19 protein-coding genes are annotated in these 21,160 nt (G+C 40.0%); 8 read left to right on the top strand and 11 right to left on the bottom strand.

Going from position 1 to position 21,160, the window contains the following annotated elements:
- Both H7O61_RS06525 and uvrB read left to right on the top strand, forming a co-directional pair.
- Nucleotides 1-699, top strand: a 699-nt coding sequence (locus tag H7O61_RS06525; RefSeq protein WP_187875495.1) for an ATP synthase subunit B family protein, incomplete at its 5' end; no start/stop codon positions are given.
- 48 nt (nucleotides 700-747) lie between these two features.
- Nucleotides 748-2,724: an excinuclease ABC subunit UvrB gene (uvrB, locus tag H7O61_RS06520; RefSeq protein ID WP_001892447.1), complete on the top strand. Its 1,977-nt coding sequence runs from the start codon at nucleotides 748-750 to the stop codon at nucleotides 2,722-2,724.
- A gap of 24 nt (nucleotides 2,725-2,748) precedes the next feature.
- On the opposite strand, the gene H7O61_RS06515 is transcribed toward uvrB, so the two are convergent.
- The 6 genes from H7O61_RS06515 to H7O61_RS06490 form a co-directional block, all read right to left on the bottom strand.
- Nucleotides 2,749-3,582: an outer membrane protein gene (locus H7O61_RS06515; protein ID WP_079295195.1), complete on the bottom strand. Its 834-nt coding sequence runs from the start codon at nucleotides 3,580-3,582 to the stop codon at nucleotides 2,749-2,751.
- A 296-nt stretch (nucleotides 3,583-3,878) separates the two neighbouring features.
- Nucleotides 3,879-5,201, bottom strand: a complete 1,323-nt coding sequence (purB, locus tag H7O61_RS06510; RefSeq protein ID WP_079339652.1) for an adenylosuccinate lyase — start codon at nucleotides 5,199-5,201, stop codon at nucleotides 3,879-3,881.
- 107 nt (nucleotides 5,202-5,308) lie between these two features.
- Nucleotides 5,309-6,253, bottom strand: coding sequence for a thiamine pyrophosphate-dependent enzyme (locus tag H7O61_RS06505; protein ID WP_000238143.1), 945 nt, complete (start codon nucleotides 6,251-6,253; stop codon nucleotides 5,309-5,311).
- 12 nt (nucleotides 6,254-6,265) lie between these two features.
- On the bottom strand, nucleotides 6,266-7,489 hold the full coding sequence (locus tag H7O61_RS06500) for a 2-oxoacid:ferredoxin oxidoreductase subunit alpha (RefSeq protein WP_001927588.1): 1,224 nt from the start codon (nucleotides 7,487-7,489) through the stop codon (nucleotides 6,266-6,268).
- A gap of 9 nt (nucleotides 7,490-7,498) precedes the next feature.
- Nucleotides 7,499-7,891, bottom strand: coding sequence for a 4Fe-4S dicluster-binding protein (locus H7O61_RS06495; protein ID WP_000656174.1), 393 nt, complete (start codon nucleotides 7,889-7,891; stop codon nucleotides 7,499-7,501).
- Nucleotides 7,892-7,906: 15 nt separating this feature from the next.
- Nucleotides 7,907-8,467 (bottom strand): pyruvate flavodoxin oxidoreductase subunit gamma, encoded by a 561-nt coding sequence (locus tag H7O61_RS06490; RefSeq protein WP_000486470.1) that lies wholly within the window; start codon nucleotides 8,465-8,467, stop codon nucleotides 7,907-7,909.
- Nucleotides 8,468-8,755: 288 nt separating this feature from the next.
- On the opposite strand from H7O61_RS06490, the gene H7O61_RS06485 reads away from it, so the two are divergent.
- Nucleotides 8,756-9,418 carry an outer membrane protein gene (locus tag H7O61_RS06485; protein WP_187875494.1) on the top strand — a complete coding sequence of 221 codons (663 nt, stop codon included), beginning with the start codon at nucleotides 8,756-8,758 and terminating at the stop codon, nucleotides 9,416-9,418.
- 6 nt (nucleotides 9,419-9,424) lie between these two features.
- On the opposite strand, the gene H7O61_RS06480 is transcribed toward H7O61_RS06485, so the two are convergent.
- The gene (locus tag H7O61_RS06480) at nucleotides 9,425-10,732 is read right to left on the bottom strand and encodes a hypothetical protein (RefSeq protein WP_187875493.1); all 1,308 of its coding nucleotides are present in this window, start codon (nucleotides 10,730-10,732) and stop codon (nucleotides 9,425-9,427) included.
- 174 nt (nucleotides 10,733-10,906) lie between these two features.
- On the opposite strand from H7O61_RS06480, the gene H7O61_RS06475 reads away from it, so the two are divergent.
- Nucleotides 10,907-12,103 carry a glycosyltransferase family 8 protein gene (locus H7O61_RS06475; protein WP_187875492.1) on the top strand — a complete coding sequence of 399 codons (1,197 nt, stop codon included), beginning with the start codon at nucleotides 10,907-10,909 and terminating at the stop codon, nucleotides 12,101-12,103.
- A gap of 136 nt (nucleotides 12,104-12,239) precedes the next feature.
- Nucleotides 12,240-13,406, top strand: a complete 1,167-nt coding sequence (locus H7O61_RS06470) for a glycosyltransferase (protein WP_079295215.1) — start codon at nucleotides 12,240-12,242, stop codon at nucleotides 13,404-13,406.
- An 11-nt stretch (nucleotides 13,407-13,417) separates the two neighbouring features.
- Here the strand turns inward: H7O61_RS06470 and H7O61_RS06465 are convergent, their stop codons facing one another.
- From H7O61_RS06465 to H7O61_RS06450, 4 genes are all read right to left on the bottom strand, one after another.
- Entirely contained in the window at nucleotides 13,418-14,470 is a 1,053-nt protein-coding gene (locus H7O61_RS06465; protein ID WP_001265785.1) for an NAD(P)-dependent alcohol dehydrogenase, read from the bottom strand.
- 169 nt (nucleotides 14,471-14,639) lie between these two features.
- A complete protein-coding gene (locus tag H7O61_RS06460; protein ID WP_001126921.1) occupies nucleotides 14,640-15,650 on the bottom strand; it encodes a glucokinase in 1,011 nt (336 codons plus the stop codon).
- Nucleotides 15,637-16,320 (bottom strand): 6-phosphogluconolactonase, encoded by a 684-nt coding sequence (gene pgl / locus H7O61_RS06455; protein WP_187875491.1) that lies wholly within the window; start codon nucleotides 16,318-16,320, stop codon nucleotides 15,637-15,639. Before pgl ends, H7O61_RS06460 begins: the two co-directional genes overlap by 14 nt.
- Before the next feature lie 10 nt (nucleotides 16,321-16,330).
- Entirely contained in the window at nucleotides 16,331-17,608 is a 1,278-nt protein-coding gene (locus tag H7O61_RS06450) for a glucose-6-phosphate dehydrogenase (RefSeq protein ID WP_187875490.1), read from the bottom strand.
- A 65-nt stretch (nucleotides 17,609-17,673) separates the two neighbouring features.
- On the opposite strand from H7O61_RS06450, the gene edd reads away from it, so the two are divergent.
- From edd to hcpC, 3 genes are all read left to right on the top strand, one after another.
- Nucleotides 17,674-19,500 carry a phosphogluconate dehydratase gene (gene edd, locus H7O61_RS06445; RefSeq protein ID WP_187875489.1) on the top strand — a complete coding sequence of 609 codons (1,827 nt, stop codon included), beginning with the start codon at nucleotides 17,674-17,676 and terminating at the stop codon, nucleotides 19,498-19,500.
- Between the two features lie 18 nt (nucleotides 19,501-19,518).
- A complete protein-coding gene (locus H7O61_RS06440) occupies nucleotides 19,519-20,145 on the top strand; it encodes a bifunctional 4-hydroxy-2-oxoglutarate aldolase/2-dehydro-3-deoxy-phosphogluconate aldolase (protein ID WP_001929300.1) in 627 nt (208 codons plus the stop codon).
- A 69-nt stretch (nucleotides 20,146-20,214) separates the two neighbouring features.
- Nucleotides 20,215-21,087 (top strand): Sel1-like repeat protein HcpC, encoded by an 873-nt coding sequence (gene hcpC, locus H7O61_RS06435; protein ID WP_000892763.1) that lies wholly within the window; start codon nucleotides 20,215-20,217, stop codon nucleotides 21,085-21,087.
- The last annotated feature ends 73 nt before the right edge of the window (nucleotides 21,088-21,160 follow it).

Genomic DNA, 21,160 nt, shown 5'->3' with positions numbered 1-21,160 from the left:
CTTTTAAGTTTGGATTTTTTCAAAAACGCCAATGAGATCGATAGCAGTTTGAGAAATTCTATTGAGTGGCTTAAGAGCGCCGGCGAGAGCTTAAAAACTAAAATGAAAGAATACGAAAACTTTTTTAACGATTTCAATACGAGCATGCATGCCAACGAGCAAGAAGTAACGAACACCTTAAACGCTAACAGCGAAAACATTAAAAGCGAGATTAAAAAGCTAGAAAATCAAATGATAGAAACCGCTACCAGGCTTTTAACGAGCTATCAACTCTTTTTAAACCAAGCCAGAGATAACGCTAACAACCAAATCACCGAAAACAAGACCCAAAGCCTTGAAGCCCTAAACCAAGCTAAAACGAACGCTAACAACCAAATCACCGAAAACAAAACCGAAAGCCTTGAAGCCCTAAACCAAGCTAAAACGAACGCTAATAACCAAATCACCGAAAACAAGACCCAAAGCCTTGAAGCCATAAACCAAGCTAAAACGAACGCTAACAACGAAATCAACACCAACCAAACCCAAGCGATAACTAACATTAACGAAGCGAAAACGAACGCCAACAACGAAATCAACACCAACAAGCAAGAAGTTTTAAACCACATCAAAGAAGAAAAACAACAAGCCACAAGCGAGATCACGGAAGCGAAAAAGACCGATCATTATCAAAACATTGATTTTTTTGAGTTTGAATAAGGCTTGTTAAAAACCACTATAATACCCCTAAAAAATGCGAGTTTAAAGATGCCTTTATTTGATTTAAAAAGCCCTTATCCACCAGCAGGCGATCAGCCCCAAGCCATAGAAGCTTTAACGAAAAGCTTAAAAAATAACAACCATTATCAAACTCTAGTGGGCGTTACAGGGAGCGGTAAGACTTACACGATGGCCAATATCATCGCTCAAACCAATAAACCCGCTTTGATCATGAGCCATAATAAGACCTTATGCGCGCAGCTTTATAGCGAGTTTAAGGCGTTTTTCCCGCATAATAGGGTGGAGTATTTTATCTCCCACTTTGATTACTACCAACCTGAAAGCTATATCCCTAGGAGGGATTTATTCATTGAAAAAGACAGCTCTATTAACGATGATTTGGAGCGTTTGAGATTGAGCGCGACCACTTCGCTTTTAGGTTATGATGATGTGATCGTGATAGCGAGCGTTTCGGCTAATTATGGTTTGGGTAACCCTGAAGAATATCTAAAAGTCATGGAAAAAATCAAAGTGGGCGAGAAGCGTGCTTACAAGAGCTTTTTATTAAAGCTAGTGGAAATGGGTTATAGCCGTAATGAAGTGGTGTTTGATAGAGGGAGCTTTAGAGCGACGGGGGAATGCGTGGATATTTTCCCCGCTTATAATGACGCTGAATTCATTAGAATTGAATTTTTTGGCGATGAGATAGAAAGGATTGCTGTTTTTGATGTTTTAGAAAAAAATGAAATCAAGCGCTTGGATTCTGTCATGCTTTATGCGGCCAGTCAGTTTGCCGTAGGGAGTGAGAGGTTGAATTTAGCCATTAAAAGCATTGAAGATGAACTCGCTTTGAGATTGAAATTTTTTAAAGAGCAGGATAAAATGCTTGAATACAACCGCCTCAAACAACGCACCGAGCATGATTTAGAAATGATTAGCGCGACGGGTGTGTGTAAGGGCATTGAAAATTACGCGCGCCATTTTACGGGTAAAGCCCCTAACGAAACGCCTTTTTGCTTGTTTGATTATTTAGGGATATTTGAGCGGGAGTTTTTAGTCATTGTAGATGAAAGCCATGTGAGTTTGCCGCAATTTGGGGGGATGTATGCAGGGGATATGAGCAGGAAAAGCGTTTTAGTAGAATACGGCTTTAGATTGCCCAGTGCTTTAGACAACCGCCCTTTAAAGTTTGATGAATTTATCCATAAAAATTGCCAGTTCCTTTTTGTGTCCGCTACGCCCAATAAGCTAGAATTAGAGCTTTCTCAAAAGAATGTCGCTGAGCAAATCATTCGCCCTACCGGGCTTTTAGACCCCAAATTTGAAGTGCGAGACAGCGATAAGCAAGTCCAGGATTTATTTGATGAGATCAAGTCAGTGGTGGCCAGAGGTGAAAGGGTGCTCATCACCACGCTCACTAAAAAAATGGCAGAAGAATTGTGTAAATATTATGCTGAATGGGGCTTGAAGGTGCGTTACATGCATAGCGAAATTGATGCGATTGAAAGGAATCACATCATCCGCTCTTTAAGGCTTAAAGAATTTGATGTTTTAATAGGGATCAATCTTTTAAGAGAGGGGTTGGATTTGCCTGAAGTTTCTTTAGTAGCGATCATGGATGCGGATAAAGAGGGGTTTTTAAGGAGTGAAACAAGCCTCATTCAAACCATGGGGCGAGCCGCTAGAAACGCTAATGGTAAGGTTTTATTATACGCTAAAAAGATCACTCAAAGCATGCAAAAAGCCTTTGAGATCACGAGTTACAGGCGCGCCAAGCAAGAAGAGTTTAACAAGCTTCATAACATCACCCCCAAAACCGTTACTCGAGCTTTAGAAGAGGAGTTGAAATTAAGAGACGATGAGATTAAAATCGCTAAAGCTTTAAAAAAGGACAAAATGCCTAAAAGCGAAAGGGAAAAAATCATTAAAGAATTGGATAAAAAAATGCGAGAGCGTGCGAAAAATTTGGATTTTGAAGAAGCGATGCGTTTGAGAGACGAAATCGCTCAATTAAGAACGCTTTAAAAACTATCGCTTAAAAACTGCACTTTAAAAACTATAAGTGTAGTTGAAATAAATTGAATAATTGCGCCTGAAATCAACTTGATACAACAAGCTGTTGATCCCATATTCTAAAAATCGTAAAACTTTTAAGACATTTTCACTATTATTGCTAATGTTATTCATGGAATAATAATGGTTAAAATAATAAGTAGGGATTTTAATCCCAAAGCCAAATTGGTTATGTTCATTCCCTAAACGAACCCCTAAATCCACCAAAAACTGGAAGCCGTTTAAATTCACTTTCCCGCCAAAAGTGTTTTGAAGAAGCGCTTGATACAATAACGCATCGCTCACTTTATCATACACTCCAGCAAAAGCGATCCCCAGATTAAACCCGGCAAAAAACTTATCCCCATTATAGGCGTTAAGCAATAAATCCATATAAGTGCCGTAAGTGGAAATGATGATAGATTGCGATTCTTGAGAGCCATAAAGAGAAGCGCTCAAATCATAAAACAGCCCCCACCTGAAGCCAAACCATTTCGTCTCTTCATGCTTACCCACCCATTTATAGCCCACTTGAACGCCAAGGCCATTAGACACATACGAATTTTTAAAAACAGGGCTTAGACTATCGCTGAAAATAATCTGACTTTTATTAAATCGTTGGGATAAATTCAAGTTGCTAGAGTTGTGCTGAATGCTCCCTAACTGATACCCAAGCCCCAGATAAAACGCCGATCTATCCGCATAGCGTTTGATAGGCGAAACCACCTTTTTATTAAAAAAAGTGTAATCCCCTTTAGTCAAAACATCTTTAAAGCTCTCTGCATTAAGCGCGTAAAAAAGCCCTAAAATTAAGTATAACGCTCGTTTCAAAAAAGCCCTTTGATTGAAATTTTAATTTTTTACAAATTGGTTTTAAACTTTATTGTATCGTTTTAAACTTTATTAAACTCGTTTTCTTAAGGGGATAGGGGGTATTTTGAAATAATTCCCCTAAAACCCCAAAAAAACCCCCTAACCTTTCAAGAGCGTTTTTTTAAGAGGTTATCGTTTGATTAAAATCAAGCTTTTTTATTATATTTATTCTAAAAACGCTTTGAGTTTTTTTAAATTCTGCAATCAATAATCCATAAGAACAAAGCCAAAAAATTTTAGGCTAAAAACGCGCCTTATCCAAACACCCTTTTAAAAATCGCCCCCACATTTTTAGTGTAATAGCTGTAATCAAAACATGCTCTGATTTCGCTCTCATTCAAATATTTTTTCAAGCGTTCATCGTTAAGTAGGGCGTTTAAAAATAAATTTTCATCAGCGTTTTTAAAAGCGCCTTGTTGCAAAACCTCCCATATTTTCATCGCATTTTCTTGCACGATTAGATAGCTTTCTTCTCGGCTCAAACCTTTTTTAGGCAATTCCAATAACACCCGTTGCGAAAAGACTAGCCCCCCACTCAAAGCTAAATTTTTAAGCATGTTTTTAGGATAAACCACCAGATTTTCAATCACGCTATTCAAGCGGCTGAGCATGAAATCGCTAGTGATAAACAGATCAGGCAGCGCAAAACGCTCCACAGAGCTATGGCTCATGTCCCTTTCATGCCATAAGGCGACATTTTCTAGCATAGGGGTAGTAAAAGAGCGAATCACCCTGCAAAGCCCGGTGATATTCTCGCTCAATATGGGGTTTCTTTTATGAGGCATTGCAGAGCTTCCTTTTTGCCCTGTTGAAAAAGCTTCTTCCACTTCATAGACTTCACTGCGTTGCAAATGGCGGATATTGACAGCGATTTTTTCACAACTGCTCGCCAAAAGAGCCAGATCGCATGCAAGCCTGGCGTAGCGGTCTCTTTGAATGACTTGATTGCTGATATTGGCGGTTTTTAAGCCTAAAAATCCGCACGCTAATTCTTCTAATTCTAAAGGGGCGTGCGCGAAATTCCCCATAGCCCCACTGATCGCTCCCACGCTGATAAATTCCATCGTTAAATCTAAGGCTTTTAAATGCCGTTTGATTTCATCAGCAAAAAGGGCTAACACTAAGCCAAAAGTAATGGGTTCGCCAAACACCCCATGGCTTCTGCCTACCATTAGCGTGTCTTGATGCTCTAAAGCCCTGTTTTTAAGGGTTTCATAGAGGTTTTTAACGCCTTTTTGAATGAGTTTTAAGCTTTTGGTCATCAATAACGCCATAGCCGTATCAATGCAATCGCTAGAAGTGATCCCGTAATGAAAAAAGCGGGATTCTTCGCCCAAGCTTTCAGCCACGCAAGTAGTGAAAGCGATTAAATCATGCTTAGTGGTTTTTTCAATTTCTTTGATGCGCTCAAGATTGAATGCCGCTTTTAAGCAGATTTTTTCACAATCGCTATCTTGGATTTGCCCAAGCTTGTTCCACGCCCTAACGACAGCTTTTTCCACTTCCAAATAAGTTTCAAATTTGGTTTGCTCATTCCATAGGGCTTTCATTTCTTCATTCGCGTAGCGTTCTAACACCGACAATCCTTAAATCAAAATGGGATCATGTTACTTTAAAGGGGTTTAAAGAATCAAGGGGCAAAATCGCACAAGGCGCAAAAAGCCCCTTGATTTCAAATTAAGGGTTATACTTTAGCTTCTTCTCTGCGTTGCAAGTATTCCCAACGCTCATTCACATCTTTTTGCAATTCTTCAATGATGTGTTCGTTTTCCTTTTTGAAAAGGTGTTTGAAACGCTTTTGAGCCGCTAAATAATCCCTTACAGGAATGATATTTCTTGGGCGGTAAGTGATTTTCAATTCCCTGCCATTAAAGACTTCAAACAAGGGGAACATCAAGCTATCCACAGCCATATCCGCTAATTCAATGGTCTTATTGGAATCAAATTTCCATTCAGTCGTGCATGGGCTAAGAGCGTTGATAAAGCAAGGCCCTTCAGTGTCTAGCGCGGTCTTAATCTTTTTATTCATGTCTTTCCATTTATTAGGCGAGAGTTGCGCCACATAAGGGACCCCATGGCTTGCCATGATATTGACGATGTCTTTTTTCTTTTCTTTTTTGCCAAAGCTAACCGATCCTGCTGGCGTGGTAGAAGTGCTAGCCCCTAATGGCGTAGATCCGCTTCTTTGACCGCCGGTATTGGCGTAGTTTTCATTATCCAAGCAGATGTAAGTCATGTCATGCCCTCTTTCCATGCAACCGCTGATGAATTGAAAACCAATATCATAACTAGCCCCATCGCCTCCAAACGCCACGAATTTTGGCTTTTGACCTTGATAGCGGCCCTTATTCACTAAAGCCTTATACATCGCTTCCACCCCCGAAATAGCGGTAGAGCCGTTTTCAAAACCGATATGAATCCAAGGCACATCCCATGAAGTGTGCGGGTACACAGCCGAGCATACTTCTAAACAACCGGTAGAATTGCCTAAAACAATAGGCCCATCTACAGCGTTTAAAACTTCGCGCACAATGATGCCATGCCCACAACCTGGACAAAGCAAGTGCGAGCCTTGAAATTTCTCAGCGCTTTGGCTAAAACCTTTGAGTGTTTTGACTTCTTTTACCATGATATTTCCTTTTTAAAAAAAGCTCATTTTGGGGCCACGCAAGCCTACGAATTGTTGGGTAGGGTGCGTGAGCGTGCCTTTAAGAGCGTCTTCATTGATTTCTTCAAAAATCTCGCATAAATGCACGATCGTCATATCCCTTTCGCCTAAACCATAAATGTAGTTAGACACCACGGGGTGTTTAGTCCCTTGGGTTTGATACACCGCACTCGTTACTTCATTAAACATCGCCCCCATAGCGCCCGCTGGAGAGCTTTTATCCAAAATCGCTAAAGCTTTAAGGTTTTTCAAATCCTGCCCCAATCTTTCATAGGGGAAGGGGCGTAAGGAATGGATAGTGGCCACGCCAGCCTTAATGCCTTTTTTACGCATTTCTTTAGCCGCTACGATAGCGGATTCATAAGTAGTGCCTAACGCAAAGATAGCGATTTCAGCGTCTTCTAGCTGGAAAGTTTTAGTCAAATGGTATTGCCTGCCTGTGAGTTTAGCGAAATCATTAAACACTTCTTCAATCACAGAAGACGCGCTCATAATAGCATGGTGGAGTTGGGCTTTATGCTCATAATGCCATTCTTCTTCAGCTTGCGCGCCATAGCTTACCGGTTTATCAAAATCTAAAAGGGAATGTTTGGTTTGGTATTCGCCTACGAATTGATAAGCCACTGCATCGCTCAAAGGGCGGACATTCTGCACGGTGTGCGAGCATAAAAAGCCATCTTGATTGACGATAGTAGGCACGCGCACCTTTTGATGCTCTGCGATTCTAAACGCCATTAAGGTGAAATCATAAGCTTCTTGAGGGTTGCATGTGCATAAACTTACCCAGCCAGAATCCCTGCTTAAATACATATCAGAGTGATCGCCATGGATATTTAAAGGGGCTGCTAGAGCGCGATTGACCAAATTCAAAACGATAGGCAAACGCATGCCAGAAGCCTGGTATAAAACCTCTACCATTAACGCCAAACCTTGAGAGCTAGTCGCAGTGCTGACCCTCCCACCAGCAGCGGCCGCTCCCACGCATGCACTCATGGCGGCATGCTCAGATTCCACTAAAACGAATTCGCCATCAACATAGCCATTATCCTTAAACGATCCATAATTTTGCACAATAGGCGTTGAAGGGGTGATAGGATAGGCTGCGATGACATCAATTTGAGCCTGTCTCAGGGCGTTAGAGCTAGCGGTATTGCCATCCCACACTTCTATCTCTTGCAATTCGATACTTTTTGCCATATTTTTTCCTTATGATTTTTTCTTTTCTTGTTTTTGCGGCCATTGAGTGAGAGCGGTGGCAGGCTCAATTTGTTCTTCAAACATCCATAGGGATTTAGGGTTAGTGGGGCAGACATCCACGCACACGCCACAGCCCTTACAATGAGAATAATCCACGCCCTTTAATTTGCCCTCTCTTGAAAGAATGGCAGCGTCTGGGCAATAAACCCAACAATTAAAGCAATTGATACAAATATTATTGTTATGCACAGGCTTAGCCACGCGCCAATGAGCCACTGAAGTGGTGAAGTAACTCTGTTCGGTATAATGGCGCTCATCATTGTGTTTTTCCATTTCGCTTTGCGCGTTCTTTTCAAAAGGGAAGAGCACCGCTCCCATTTCAAATTCATTCCAATCTTTCATCTTTAATCCTTAATGTTATTGAACTTCTTCATAAGCTCTTTGGATAGCGAGCATGTTAGCGTCAATGACTTCTTGCGTGAGTTTTTTGCCTAAAACTTTTTTAAAAGCTTCTTTAAAAGCCCCAATTTCAAGCATGCCAGACACCTTCATCAACGCCCCTAACATGGGCGTGTTAGGGATAGGGCGTTTTAAGGTTTCCATAGAGATTTTTAAACAATCCACCAAAAACACCTTACGGGTTTTTAATTCAGGTTTTTTTTCAAACAATTCTTCTTTGCTGAGATAACTAGTGATGATATAGGTCGTGTCTTCTTTTTCATTGGCGAAAATGTTTTCAATAAAAACCAAACCAGGGTCAATCACCAGCACATAATCAGGCTGCATGAAGCGTTCATGGTTTAAAATAGGCTCATCATCAACGCGGTTATAAGCCATCATAGCGGCTCCCCTTTTAGCTGAACCATAAGAAGCGAACGCTTGCACTTCTTTGCCTGTTTTTGAAATCACATCAGCTAGCCCTTTAGCGCCGGTGATAGCGCCCTGACCAGCTCGCGCATGCCATCTAATTTGAAACATGGTAATATGTCTCCTTAATATCGTATAAAATAAAATGAATTTAGCCTAAATTATACAAGAAAAACTGTTAATGTGTCTTATAACAATATCTTTTTAGGAATTTTGATAGGAAAATGGGGGCATACCCATAAGAATTATGGCTATTTTATGGCTATTTATTCTAAAAAGATAGGCGTTCTTAATAAAAACCACTAATATTTATTTTAAACTTTGTTATTATTAGGGCGTGATTTAACTTTAGTTTGTATGGGGCAAGTGTGGGGTAGGATAACATAAAGGAATTGGGTTATGAATAAAACAACAATTAAAATATTAATGGGCATGGCGTTATTATCATCGCTCCAAGCCGCAGAGGCAGAGCTTGATGAAAAATCAAAAAAACCTAAATTTGCGGATAGGAATACGTTTTATTTAGGGGTTGGGTATCAGCTTAGTGCGATCAACACGTCTTTTAGCACCAGTTCTATAGATAAATCGTATTTCATGACCGGTAATGGCTTTGGCGTGGTGTTAGGGGGGAAATTTGTGGCTAAAACGCAAGCTGTAGAGCATGTGGGTTTCCGTTACGGGTTGTTTTATGATCAGACCTTTTCTTCTCACAAATCCTATATTTCTACCTATGGTTTAGAATTTAGTGGTTTGTGGGACGCTTTCAATTCACCAAAGATGTTTTTAGGGTTAGAGTTTGGCTTAGGCATCGCTGGGGCGACTTACATGCCAGGAGGGGCTATGCATGGGATTATCGCTCAAAATTTAGGCAAAGAAAATTCGCTTTTCCAATTGCTTGTGAAAGTGGGTTTTCGTTTTGGCTTTTTCCACAATGAAATCACTTTCGGGTTGAAATTCCCTTTCATTCCTAACAAAAGAATGGAAATTATTGATGGCTTGAGTGCGACTACTTTATGGCACCGCTTACCGGTAGCTTATTTCAATTATATCTATAATTTTTAGGTATAGTTATTTAGAGGTTTTAGATTTGACAAAATCAATTAACTCTCGTGTGTCTATGGTTAGGGTTAAGAATTGCTGATAAGTAGTGATCCACTTGCCCCCTTTCCCATACAAATGATACCCATCGCCCCCACCTAAAAAGTTAAAAAACGCATCCGCTCGCACGCTCACCCATTTATTTTTATAGACATAATAAAGCCCTATCATGTCAAAATTAGGGGCTCTATACCATGGCAAGCCGGTATAAAGGGATTGGCCATAAGTAGCGTAAAAATGCATTTGGGGTTTGTTGGAAAAATAGTATCTGTTAAAAATCCCAAAGCCTTTGTATTGCGCTTGAGCGTAAAATTCTCCCCCAAAGCTGTTATAAAATCGGGCGTTTTTGCACTCGCTAGCGTAACGCACGCAATAATGGGTTTGAGACGACTGCGTGCCAAAGGTCATAAAAATATTATCCATATAAGGCATGAGATTTTTAAAATCCGCTTTTAAATAAGCATGGTAATAAACCCTGTCTAAAATGGTAGGGTTAGAGTATTTCCCTATTTCTCCGCCTTGTGGGTTATTTTTTTGACTGAAATAGGGGTAGCCATTAGGCCATTGTGGGGTTGCATCGCCTGGTTTTAAGTAAGAATTACCGCCGTAAGGGTAATTATCTCCCATGCTATGATGGCTGGCGTTATGAAAAATGACAAGCTGTCCCCCCAAACCTAAATACCCTTTAAGAAACTGAAATTCTGAAGAAACAAAATACAAGAATTGATCAAAATCGTAATTTTTCTTTTTGGGCTGGTTGTTCCAGTTACGCCCCCCATACCAATCCACAACGCCCTCAAACCACCCATTCCACCAGCGATTAGGGTCATAAGCCGGTTTGAATTGGAACGCTCCTCCCCTAAAAGTGGGGTCTATAAACCAAAAAAGTTTTTTAAAAGCGCTTAAAGGGTAATGCCCTATTTGATAGCTTCGTGGCACAATGCCTAAAAAAAATCTCAAATTTTTCCCTATGTATTGGTAATACATTGTAACCCCCCATGAATAAGGGAAATAACTATAATGCGTGTGTAAATTTTGAATGAACCACGCTCCAAACATCAAGGCCTGTCTTTTGTCTAATTGGACGCCGATTTGAGGCATGAGACGACCTTGCATTTTGGTTAGGCTATTCCAATAGGGGTTATTTGGAGGGGAAGCCAGATTGAAATTAAAGCTCATAAACTTCAAGTCATAGACAAAACTAGCCGCTTTCATTAAAGGCGCTATTAAAAAACCTGAAAACAATAATGCGCAAAGAGATTTTTTTAAGAAAATCAAACTAAAACACAGCCCCTTTCATCAACGCCTTTAAAAATGGTGGCAAAAATAAGGTAAAATTTTAAATTAATTTGCTTTAAAAACAGCATAAAAACCAAAAAACAGAACCCTTTCAAGTTCTGTTTTTTTTTTTTTTTGGATAAAATAGCTTTAAAAAGGGGTGTTTCATTTTTTATGACTTCAGCTTCAAGCCATTCTTTTAAAGAACAAGATTTTCATATTCCTATCGCTTTCGCTTTTGATAAGAATTACCTTATTCCTGCGGGTGCGTGTCTTTATTCCTTGCTAGAAAGCATCGCTAAGGCTAATAAAAAAATCCATTACACCCTACACGCTTTAGTGGTAGGCTTGAATGAAGAAGATAAAGCAAAGCTTAACCAAATCACAGAGCCTTTTAAAGAATTTGCTACTTTAGAAGTGAGAGATATTGAACCTTTTTTAGACGCTATCCCTAACCCTTTTGATGAGGATTTCACCAAGCGTTTTTCTAAAATGGTGTTAGTGAAGTATTTTCTAGCGGATTTATTCCCTAAATATTCTAAAATGGTGTGGAGCGATGTGGACGTTATCTTTTGCAATGAATTTAGCACTGATTTCTTAAGTATTAAAGAAAATGATGAGAATTATTTTTATGGGGTTTTAGAAGTTGAAAAGCACCACATGATGGAAGGGTTTTTGTTTTGCAATTTAGATTACCAGCGCAAGAAAAATTTCACCTTAAGAATGCATGATCTTTTAAAGGGGAATGAGGCTAAAGGGGAGTTGGATTTTACGAAATGGTGTTGGCCTAACATGAAGGCTTTAGGGATTGAATATTGCGTTTTCCCTTATTATTACACCATTAAAGATTTTTCTAACGCATACTTAAACGAGAATTATAAGAAAACCATTTTAGAGGCACGAGAAAACCCTACCATTATCCACTATGACGCTTGGTGGGGGGCGGTGAAGCCTTGGGACTATCCTTTTGGTTTAAAAGCGGATTTATGGCTGAACGCTTTGGCTAAAACCCCTTTTATGAGCGATTACACTAAAAAAATGCACACCAATGAGAGCTTTTATACCACAAAAATGGCTGAGCAGCATTATTTTTCTTCAGTAAAATCTTCAAAAGAAATTCTTTTCAAAACCCCGTATTTGTTTTTCAAATCGTATCTGTTTGTTGTGTTTAAAGAAAGGAAAATCCATTCAAGAGTTTTTGAATTAATTTGTGGTTTAGTGAAAAAATTTTTCAATAAGCTTATTTATTTTGGGTTTTTGATGCCTAAAGCGTTAGTTAAAAGGGCGGTTAGTAAGATCCTTAGAGTTTTAGGGCTTCATGGGATTGTTAAAAAAATCTTAATCAAACTCAAACTCTTGAAAAAGGGCTAGAGTAAAGGGGTTAAAACCTTTCTTTAAATTAATTTGCTTTAAAAACAGCATAAAAACCAAAAAACAGAACCCTTTCAAGTTCTGTTTTTTTTTTTTTTTGGATAAAATAGCTTTAAAAAGGGGTGTTTCATTTTTTATGACTTCAGCTTCAAGCCATTCTTTTAAAGAACAAGATTTTCATATTCCTATCGCTTTCGCTTTTGATAAGAATTACCTTATTCCTGCGGGTGCGTGTCTTTATTCCTTGCTAGAAAGCATCGCTAAGGCTAATAAAAAAATCCATTACACCCTACACGCTTTAGTGGTAGGCTTGAATGAAGAAGATAAAGCAAAGCTTAACCAAATCACAGAGCCTTTTAAAGAATTTGCTACTTTAGAAGTGAGAGATATTGAACCTTTTTTAGACGCTATCCCTAACCCTTTTGATGAGGATTTCACCAAGCGTTTTTCTAAAATGGTGTTAGTGAAGTATTTTCTAGCGGATTTATTCCCTAAATATTCTAAAATGGTGTGGAGCGATGTGGACGTTATCTTTTGCAATGAATTTAGCGCTGATTTCTTAAGTATTAAAGAAAATGATGAGAATTATTTTTATGGGGTTTATGACAAAATATACCCGTATGAAGGCTTTTTTTATTGCAACTTAACTTACCAGCGAAAAAATCAATTTTGTAAAAAAATATTAGAGATTATACGCACGCAAAAAATAGATAAAGAACCGCAATTAACAGAATTTTGTCGTTCAAAGATTGCGCCATTAAAAATAGAGTATTGCATTTTCCCACACTATTATAGACTTTCTAAAGAGCATTTAAAGGGCGTGGTCAATGCAATTTATCATGACACTATTAAACAAGCCCTAAGAGAACCTATCGTTATACAATATGACTCTCATCCTTATTTTCAAATCAAGCCTTGGACATATCCTTTTGGTTTAAAAGCGGATTTATGGCTGAACGCTTTGGCTAAAACCCCCTTTATGAGCGATTGGTCTTATTTGATCACAGGGGGTGGGGGGATAGGTGGAGAAAAATGGCATTACTACCATGGCATTGCCGCTTATCATTACTACTTTCCTTTATGGAAAGCAGAAGAACAGATCGCCCATGACGCTCTTAAGACATTTTTAAAACATTATTTTTTGCACATTCATGAGATTCCCCAAAACGCAAGGCGAAGACTATTCAAATACTGCATCCTCATACCACTTAAGAGTCTTGTGGGTAAGACTTTGCGATTCTTAAAACTCCATGCACTAGTGAAAAAAATCCTAATCCAACTCAAGCTCTTAAAAAAGAACTAGAGCCAAAACTTTTAATCAAACGATTTTTTCATGTCAATCACATAGCGGAATTTCGCTTTCCCATGGGTTAGGTTGTGATAAGCGGTGTCAATATCCTTGCCTAAAATCAAATCCACTTCAGGGTAAATATTGTGTTTGATAGAAAAATCCATCATCTCTTGGGTTTCTTTAATGCCCCCAATCAATGAGCCATAAACCTTGCGATTGCCCAAATGGATAAATTCAAAAACATTGAGTGCTGGAGCGACTTCTACAGGAGGGAGTCCCACAAGGGCTAATTCGCCGCTATAAGTTAAGAGCTTGAGGTAGTCTTTTAAATCATAATGGGTAGGAATGGTTGAAATGATAAAATCCAATTCCTCTTTGCATTGCTTAGGGTCCGTGTAGAAATGTTTAACCCCCATGCTTAAAGCGTCCTGCTTTTTGTGATCGTTTCTTGCAAAAACGCTCACTTCAGCCCCCATAGCCACAGCGTATTTGACCGCCATGCTTCCTAGCCCGCCAAACCCAGCGACGCCCACTTTTGTGCCTTTAGTAACCTTAGAAAATTTTAAGGGCGAATAAGTGGTGATGCCTGCGCACAATAACGGGGCTACTTTTTCTAAAGGAGCGTTTTTATCCACGCTAATCACATAGTTTTCATCCACGACAATATTATTAGAGTATCCGCCCATGTGGGGTTCATTGTCATGGAAATAATCCAAACAATCATAAGTGAATACCGTTTTGTGGTTGGCGCAAAATTGCTCTTGGTGTTCTTTACAAGGCTTACATGTCTTGCATGAATTGACAAAACAGCCCACGCCTACCACATCGCCAACCTTAAATTTCTTAACTTCCTTACCCACTTCTTTGATGACCCCAGCAATTTCATGCCCAGGAACCATGGGATAAATGCCTTCTTTCCATTCGCTATAAGCGCTATGAATATCGCTATGGCAAATCCCTGCATAAAGAATGTCAATCAGCACATCTTTAGGGCCTACAGCATGACGGCTAAAGTCATGGGGTTTGAAATGCCCGTCTTTAGAAAAAATAGCAAAACCTTTAGATGGAACTCTCATTAAAACTCCTTGTTTCATTAAAATACCGCTATTGTATCGTTTTTGTGGTTTGCTTATGTTTCTATAGGTTTAACTAATTTGATAGTTATTGGTTATATGGTAGCGTTGTTTGGCGCGCTTAAACGCACCCCTTGCGCTAATCGCTTTTATCTTAAAGCGCTACTATTTGCTAAATTCTATCATGCAGTAAATAATTTTCTAACGCAATGCCCGCCCCATCAAGTCCGGGAGTTTTTTTCATCACGACATGCACAGGGATAGAAGCTAAAAACGCTCCCATGCGCCCCTTCGTTTCAAAACGCACTCTAAAGGGCGAAGTTTTAAAATAATCAATGAATCGTGGGATAATTCCCCCACACAAATACACGCCCCCTCTAGCCCCCAAAGTGAGAGCCACATCAGCAGCGAGCGTGCCTAGCATGGAGCAAAAAGTGTCCAAGGTCAATCGGCATATAGGGTAATCCCCATTCAAAGCGCGTTCGCTAATGATTTGTGGGGTTAATTCAGCCTTGCTCAATTTCGCTACTTTTTCTAAGCCTTTGCGTTTGGATAAAGCTTCATAAATCAGCACCAAGCCGCTACCGCTCAAAAACCTTTCCGCGCTCACATGGTTGAATTTAGAGCGGGCGTATTGCCACACTAAAATTTCTAAATCATCAAAAGGGGCAAAGCTCACATGCCCCCCTTCACCGGGCAAGACTTTCAAAGAGCCATCGCTGTTTTGGATAAGAGTGCTTACCCCAAGCCCGGTTCCTGGCCCTAAAATCGCTTTAGGGGCGTTGATCTCGCACTTAATCCCGCCTATTTGGGCCAGATCGTTTTCTTGCATCGCACTAATGGCATAGGCTTGCGCGACAAAATCATTGATGACAAGCAGTTTTTTTAAATTCAAACATTGCCGTGTCGTTTCAATAGAAAAAGTCCAGTGGTTGTTAGTCATTTGGACAAAATCCCCCATGATGGGCGTAGCCACAGCAAAAGAGCCATAAATAGGGCGCAGTTTAAGGCTTTCTTTGCATTTAGAAAGGTAAAATCGCACCGCATCGCTCAAGCTTTCAAAATCTTCGCACCTCAAGACTTCAACGCATTCAATCTGTCGTGGGGCGACTTCCAAACCAAAACGCGCATTTGTGCCGCCAATATCGGCTAAGAGTCTTGGGTAAGTTTCAGTTTTTGGCATAAAACACCTCCGTGGTAACTTTTTTAGAATGTAAAATCCGGGCAATTGGCAGAGAATAGGGGGCGGTTTCTTTTAAAGCCTTTTCTAAAACCTCCCTTTTTTCTACCCCACTAATGCTTAAGAAAAGTTTTTCGCAATTTTCTAAGGCGTTAACAGACATGCTCAAGCGCTCATAAGGAGCGTTAATTGGCTTAGTCAAAACGATATTTTCTTTTTCTTCGTTTAAAAAAGCGCTCGTTTCAGGAAAAAGGCTAGCCGTATGCCCGTCAGTCCCCATGCCCAAAATGGCTAAATGGGGCTGTTTGAAATACTGGTTAGCAAAATGAAAAAGCGCGTTTGTATCGCCAGAAATCTTTTTGGGCAAAAGCGGGATGAAAGAAGCTTTTAAGGCGTTATTTTGCAACAAGTAGTCGTGCAATAATTTGGTGTTGCTATCCTTGTGGCTTGTGTCTATAATGCGTTCATCCACTAAACTGACTAAACACGCATGCCATTTGAGATCTAAAACGCTCAATTTTTGCAACAAACCAATGGGTGAACGGCCTCCAGAAAAAGCGATAGAAACTTGATGGTGCTTTTTTAAGGCGGTGTTAAAAAATTCTTTAAAACGCTCTGTTAAAGCCTTGTGGCAATCTTTCAAATTTTCAAATTCAAACAATTGATAACCCATGAAATCCCTTTCATTGATAGAGTGGTTTTAAAAATTCTGATTCGTTTAGGTTATGGCTTTCATAGGAATATAAGGGCGTGGCGTTATTCATAAAACCTTCTATGAGCGTGTCAATAAAAACCCATGACGCTTCCAATTCCAACTGGTGGGCGAAATTATTGTGGTTATTTTGTATCGCATCATAGAGCAATTTAGCGTAGGGCTGCAAAAATTCTTGTTTGTGGTGGGTTTCTAAAATAAGGGGGTTTTGATGATCTTGTAGGGTGAGGGTGATTTTATCTTGAGAGAGGAAAAATTCTAGCGTATTGATTGCATTAAAATGGATTTTTGCGCTCGCTTGGTTGCGGGGCATTTTTTTAGCGTGTTTAAGGTAGAAAGGCACGCCTTTAAATTTAGGCGTATCCAAAAAGGCTTTAATAGCGACAAAAGTTTCTGTTTGGCTCTCTTTATGGACCTTATTTTCATCTCTATAGCCTTGATATTGGGCGCGGATCACTTGTTTTTTAAAGTCTTTAGGGGGTTGTAAGGTTTTTAAAACTTTGATTTTTTCTTTCCTCAAATCCTTTAAATCGTTGGGTAAATCTGTAGCGATAAGGGATAAAACTTGCAAGAGATGGTTTTGAACCATATCCCTTAAAGCCCCGATTTTATCGTAAAATTCGCCCCTTTCTTCCACCCCTAAAGTCTCATACACGCAGATTTCAACCGCGCTGATTTGATTCCATAAAATATTTAAGATAGGGTTATTTAAGCGCAATTCAAGGATATTTTGAACGCCCTTTTTCCCTAAATAATGATCGATTCTAAAGATTTGTTCTTCTTTAAAAAAAGCGCTAATGCTTTGGAAAATCTCCTTACAAGTCTTTAAATCATGCCCTAAAGGCTTTTCTAAAATCAAGCGCGTATTGGCGTGATTGAGTGCATTTTTGGCGAGATGTTGGGCGGTCGTTGCAAAAAAACTAGGGGAGATAGAAAAGTAGAAAATCAAGGGTTTATTTTTTGTAGCGATTTTACTCAATTCTTCAAAGTCTTTAGGGTTATCCAAACGAACGCAAAAATAACTGATATGGGTTAAAAATTCCTCACCCTTTTCTCTTGAATGCAGTTGTGTCTTTTCGCAAAGAAGCGCTAAAAATTCTTCATTGGATAGCTCCTTACGCCCAGATGCGATAATCTTAGAATCTTTTTTAAAACCATAATGGGTATAAATTTCATAGAGCGAAACAAAGAGCTTTCGCATGGCTAAATCCCCAGTCGCACCAAAAAGAACCAAATCAAAATCTAACATCAATAACCCTTTTAGAGTGTTTTTGAGTTATTATTATATATTAAATCTTAATTGAAGGGGTGTTCATGCCTAAGCATTCTTTAGAACAAATCAAAGAAAAAATTACAGAGCGTAGCAAAAAAACCAGAGAGCTTTATTTAGAAAATATCTTTAACCCCAAAAACCAGCCCAAGATTGAGAGTTTGGGTTGCGCGAATATTGCGCATGTTACAGCGAGCATGCCAGAGCATTTAAAAATGCCTTTAGGTTCGCATAAAAGAAAGCATTTTGCGATTATCACGGCTTATAATGACATGCTTTCAGCCCACCAACCTTTTAAAAATTACCCTGATTGGATTAAAAAAGAATTGCAAGAGCATAACGCTTATGCGAGCGTCGCTAGTGGGGTGCCAGCGATGTGTGATGGTATCACGCAGGGTTATGAGGGCATGGAATTGAGCTTGTTTAGTAGAGATGTGATCGCATTAAGCACCGCCGTAGGGTTAAGCCATAATGTTTTTGACGGGGCGTTTTTTTTAGGCGTGTGCGATAAAATCGTGCCAGGCTTGCTCATAGGAGCGTTAAGCTTTGGGAATTTAGCGAGCGTGTTTGTGCCAAGCGGGCCTATGGTGAGCGGGATAGAAAATTACAAAAAAGCCAAAGCGCGCCAAGATTTTGCAATGGGAAAGATCAACAGAGAAGAGCTTTTAAAAGTGGAAATGCAAAGCTATCATGACGTGGGCACTTGCACTTTTTATGGCACGGCTAATTCCAATCAAATGATGATGGAGTTTATGGGGTTGCATGTGGCTAATTCTAGTTTTATCAACCCTAACAACCCCTTACGAAAGGTTTTGGTAGAAGAGAGCGCTAAAAGATTAGCGAGCGGGAAAGTCCTGCCTTTAGCCAAACTCATTGATGAAAAAAGCATTCTTAACGCTCTTATAGGCTTAATGGCAACAGGGGGTTCTACTAACCACACTTTGCATTTGATCGCTATCGCTAGATCTTGTGGGGTGATTCTCAGTTGGGACGATTTTGACGCCGTTTCTAACCTCATACCCCTTTTAGCTAAAGTCTATCCTAACGGATCAGCGGATGTGAACGCTTTTGAAGCGTGTGGGGGCTTAGCGTTTGTGATCAAAGAATTGCTAAAAGAGGGGCTTTTATTTGAGGACACTCATACGATTATGGATACAGAAACGCAAAAAGGCATGCAAAATTACACCAAAACCCCCTTTTTAGAAAACGGCCACTTGGTGTATAAAGACGCTGTTAGTCATAGCCTGAATACGGACATTTTACGCCCTGTTAGTGAGCCTTTTGCCGCTAATGGGGGGCTTAAAATTTTAAAAGGTAATTTGGGGCGGGCCGTGATTAAAATCTCAGCCATTAAAGATGAGCATAGGAAAGTCAAGGCCAGAGCGATTGTTTTTAAAACCCAAAGCGAATTTTTAGAACGCTTTAAAAATAAAGAATTAGAAAGGGATTTTGTCGCTGTCTTGCCTTTCCAAGGGCCCAAGTCTAACGGCATGCCAGAATTGCACAAACTCACCACGAATTTAGGGGCTTTACAGGATATGGGCTATAAGGTCGCGCTGGTTACGGATGGGCGCATGAGCGGGGCGAGCGGGAAAGTGCCTAGCGCGATCCATTTAAGCCCTGAGGGAGCGTTAAACGGGGCGATCATTAAGATTAAAGATGGCGATTGGATAGAATTAGACGCTCCTAATAACGCTTTGAACGTGCTTGAAAAGGATTTTGAAAATAGAGGGATCAACCCTTTGTTTTTAGAAACCTTAGAAAATTTAGAAAAGCCGAGTTTTGGGTTGGGTAGGGAATTGTTTACAAGCTTGAGATTGAATGTCAATACCGCTGAAGAGGGCGGCATGAGTTTTGGCATAAAGGTATAAAAATATAAAGGAGATAAAATGCAAGATAAAATAATAGAGATTTTACAAATCAGCCCCATTGTCCCTGTGGTAGTGATTGAGAATATAAAAGACGCTGTGCCTTTAGCGCAAAGCCTGATAGAGGGGGGTATTCCAATCATAGAAGTAACTTTGCGCTCCAGTTGTGCTTTAGAAGCCATAGAGCTTATCGCTAAGAATGTGCCAAAAATGCGCGTGGGTGCTGGCACGATACTCAATCTCACTCAATTAGAGCAGGCTCAAAATAGGGGGGCAGAGTTTTTGATTAGCCCGGGTCTTACGATAAAGCTTTTAGAACACGCAAAGAAAAAAGACATGCCTTTAATACCTGGGGTTTCTAGCAGCAGTGAAGTCATGCAGGCTTTAGAATTGGGCTATAACGCCTTGAAATTTTTCCCGGCAGAGTATTGCGGGGGCGTTAAGCTTTTAAACGCTTTTAACGGCCCTTTTAAAGGAGTGAAATTTTGCCCCACTGGGGGGGTTAGCGTGGATAACATGCGTTCTTATTTGGCTTTAGAAAACGTTGTGTGCGTGGGGGGGAGCTGGCTCACCCCTAAAGATTTAATTCAAAACAAAGAGTGGGATAAAATCACAGAAATTTGCAAGCGGGCGTTAGCTTTAAGATAACAAAGAGATCATGGCGTTTTGTATTTGCTTAATAACACTATAATAAAATTTTTAATAAGGAGATACATCATGTTAGAAAATGTCAAAAAATCCCTTTTTAGGGTTTTGTGTTTGGGTGCGTTGTGTTTAGGGGGGCTAATGGCAGAGCAAGACCCTAAAGAGCTTGTCGGTTTGGGGGCAAAGAGCTACAAAGAGCAGGATTTCACTCAGGCTAAGAAATATTTTGAAAAAGCTTGCGATCTGAAAGAAAATAGCGGGTGTTTTAATTTAGGGGTGCTTTATTATCAAGGGCATGGGGTGGAAAAAAACTTGAAAAAAGCCGCTTCCTTTTACGCTAAAGCTTGCGATTTAAATTACAGTAATGGGTGTCATTTGCTAGGGAATTTATATTATAGCGGGCAAGGCGTGTCCCAAAACACCAACAAAGCCTTGCAATACTACTCTAAAGCGTGCGATTTGAAATACGCTGAAGGGTGCGCGAGCTTAGGGGGGATCTATCATGATGGTAAAGTGGTAACTAGGGATTTTAAAAAAGCGGTGGAGTATTTCACTAAAGCGTGCGATTTGAACGATGGCGATGGTTGCACGATATTAGGGAGCTTGTATGATGCAGGCAGAGGCACGCCTAAGGATTTGAAAAAGGCGCTCGCTTCGTATGACAAAGCTTGCGATTTAAAAGACAGCCCAGGGTGCTTTAACGCAGGGAACATGTATCATCATGGCGAAGGCGCGGCGAAGAATTTTAAAGAGGCTCTCGCTCGTTATTCTAAGGCATGCGAGTTGGAAAATGGCGGAGGGTGTTTCAATTTAGGGGCCATGCAATACAATGGCGAAGGTATAGCAAGAAATGAAAAGCAAGCCATAGAAAACTTTAAAAAAGGCTGTAAATTAGGCGCTAAAGGGGCATGCGATATTCTCAAACAGCTCAAAATCAAAGTTTAGTTTGAATAAGGCTTGATCAGTGGCTTTTGTTTGATTGGTTTTTATGCTTTTTAAGATTTTGATGAACGCATAG

This window comes from Helicobacter pylori (genome assembly GCF_014496965.1).
Classification (GTDB): domain Bacteria; phylum Campylobacterota; class Campylobacteria; order Campylobacterales; family Helicobacteraceae; genus Helicobacter; species Helicobacter pylori_CZ.
This window is presented reverse-complemented; position numbering and strand designations above follow the sequence as displayed.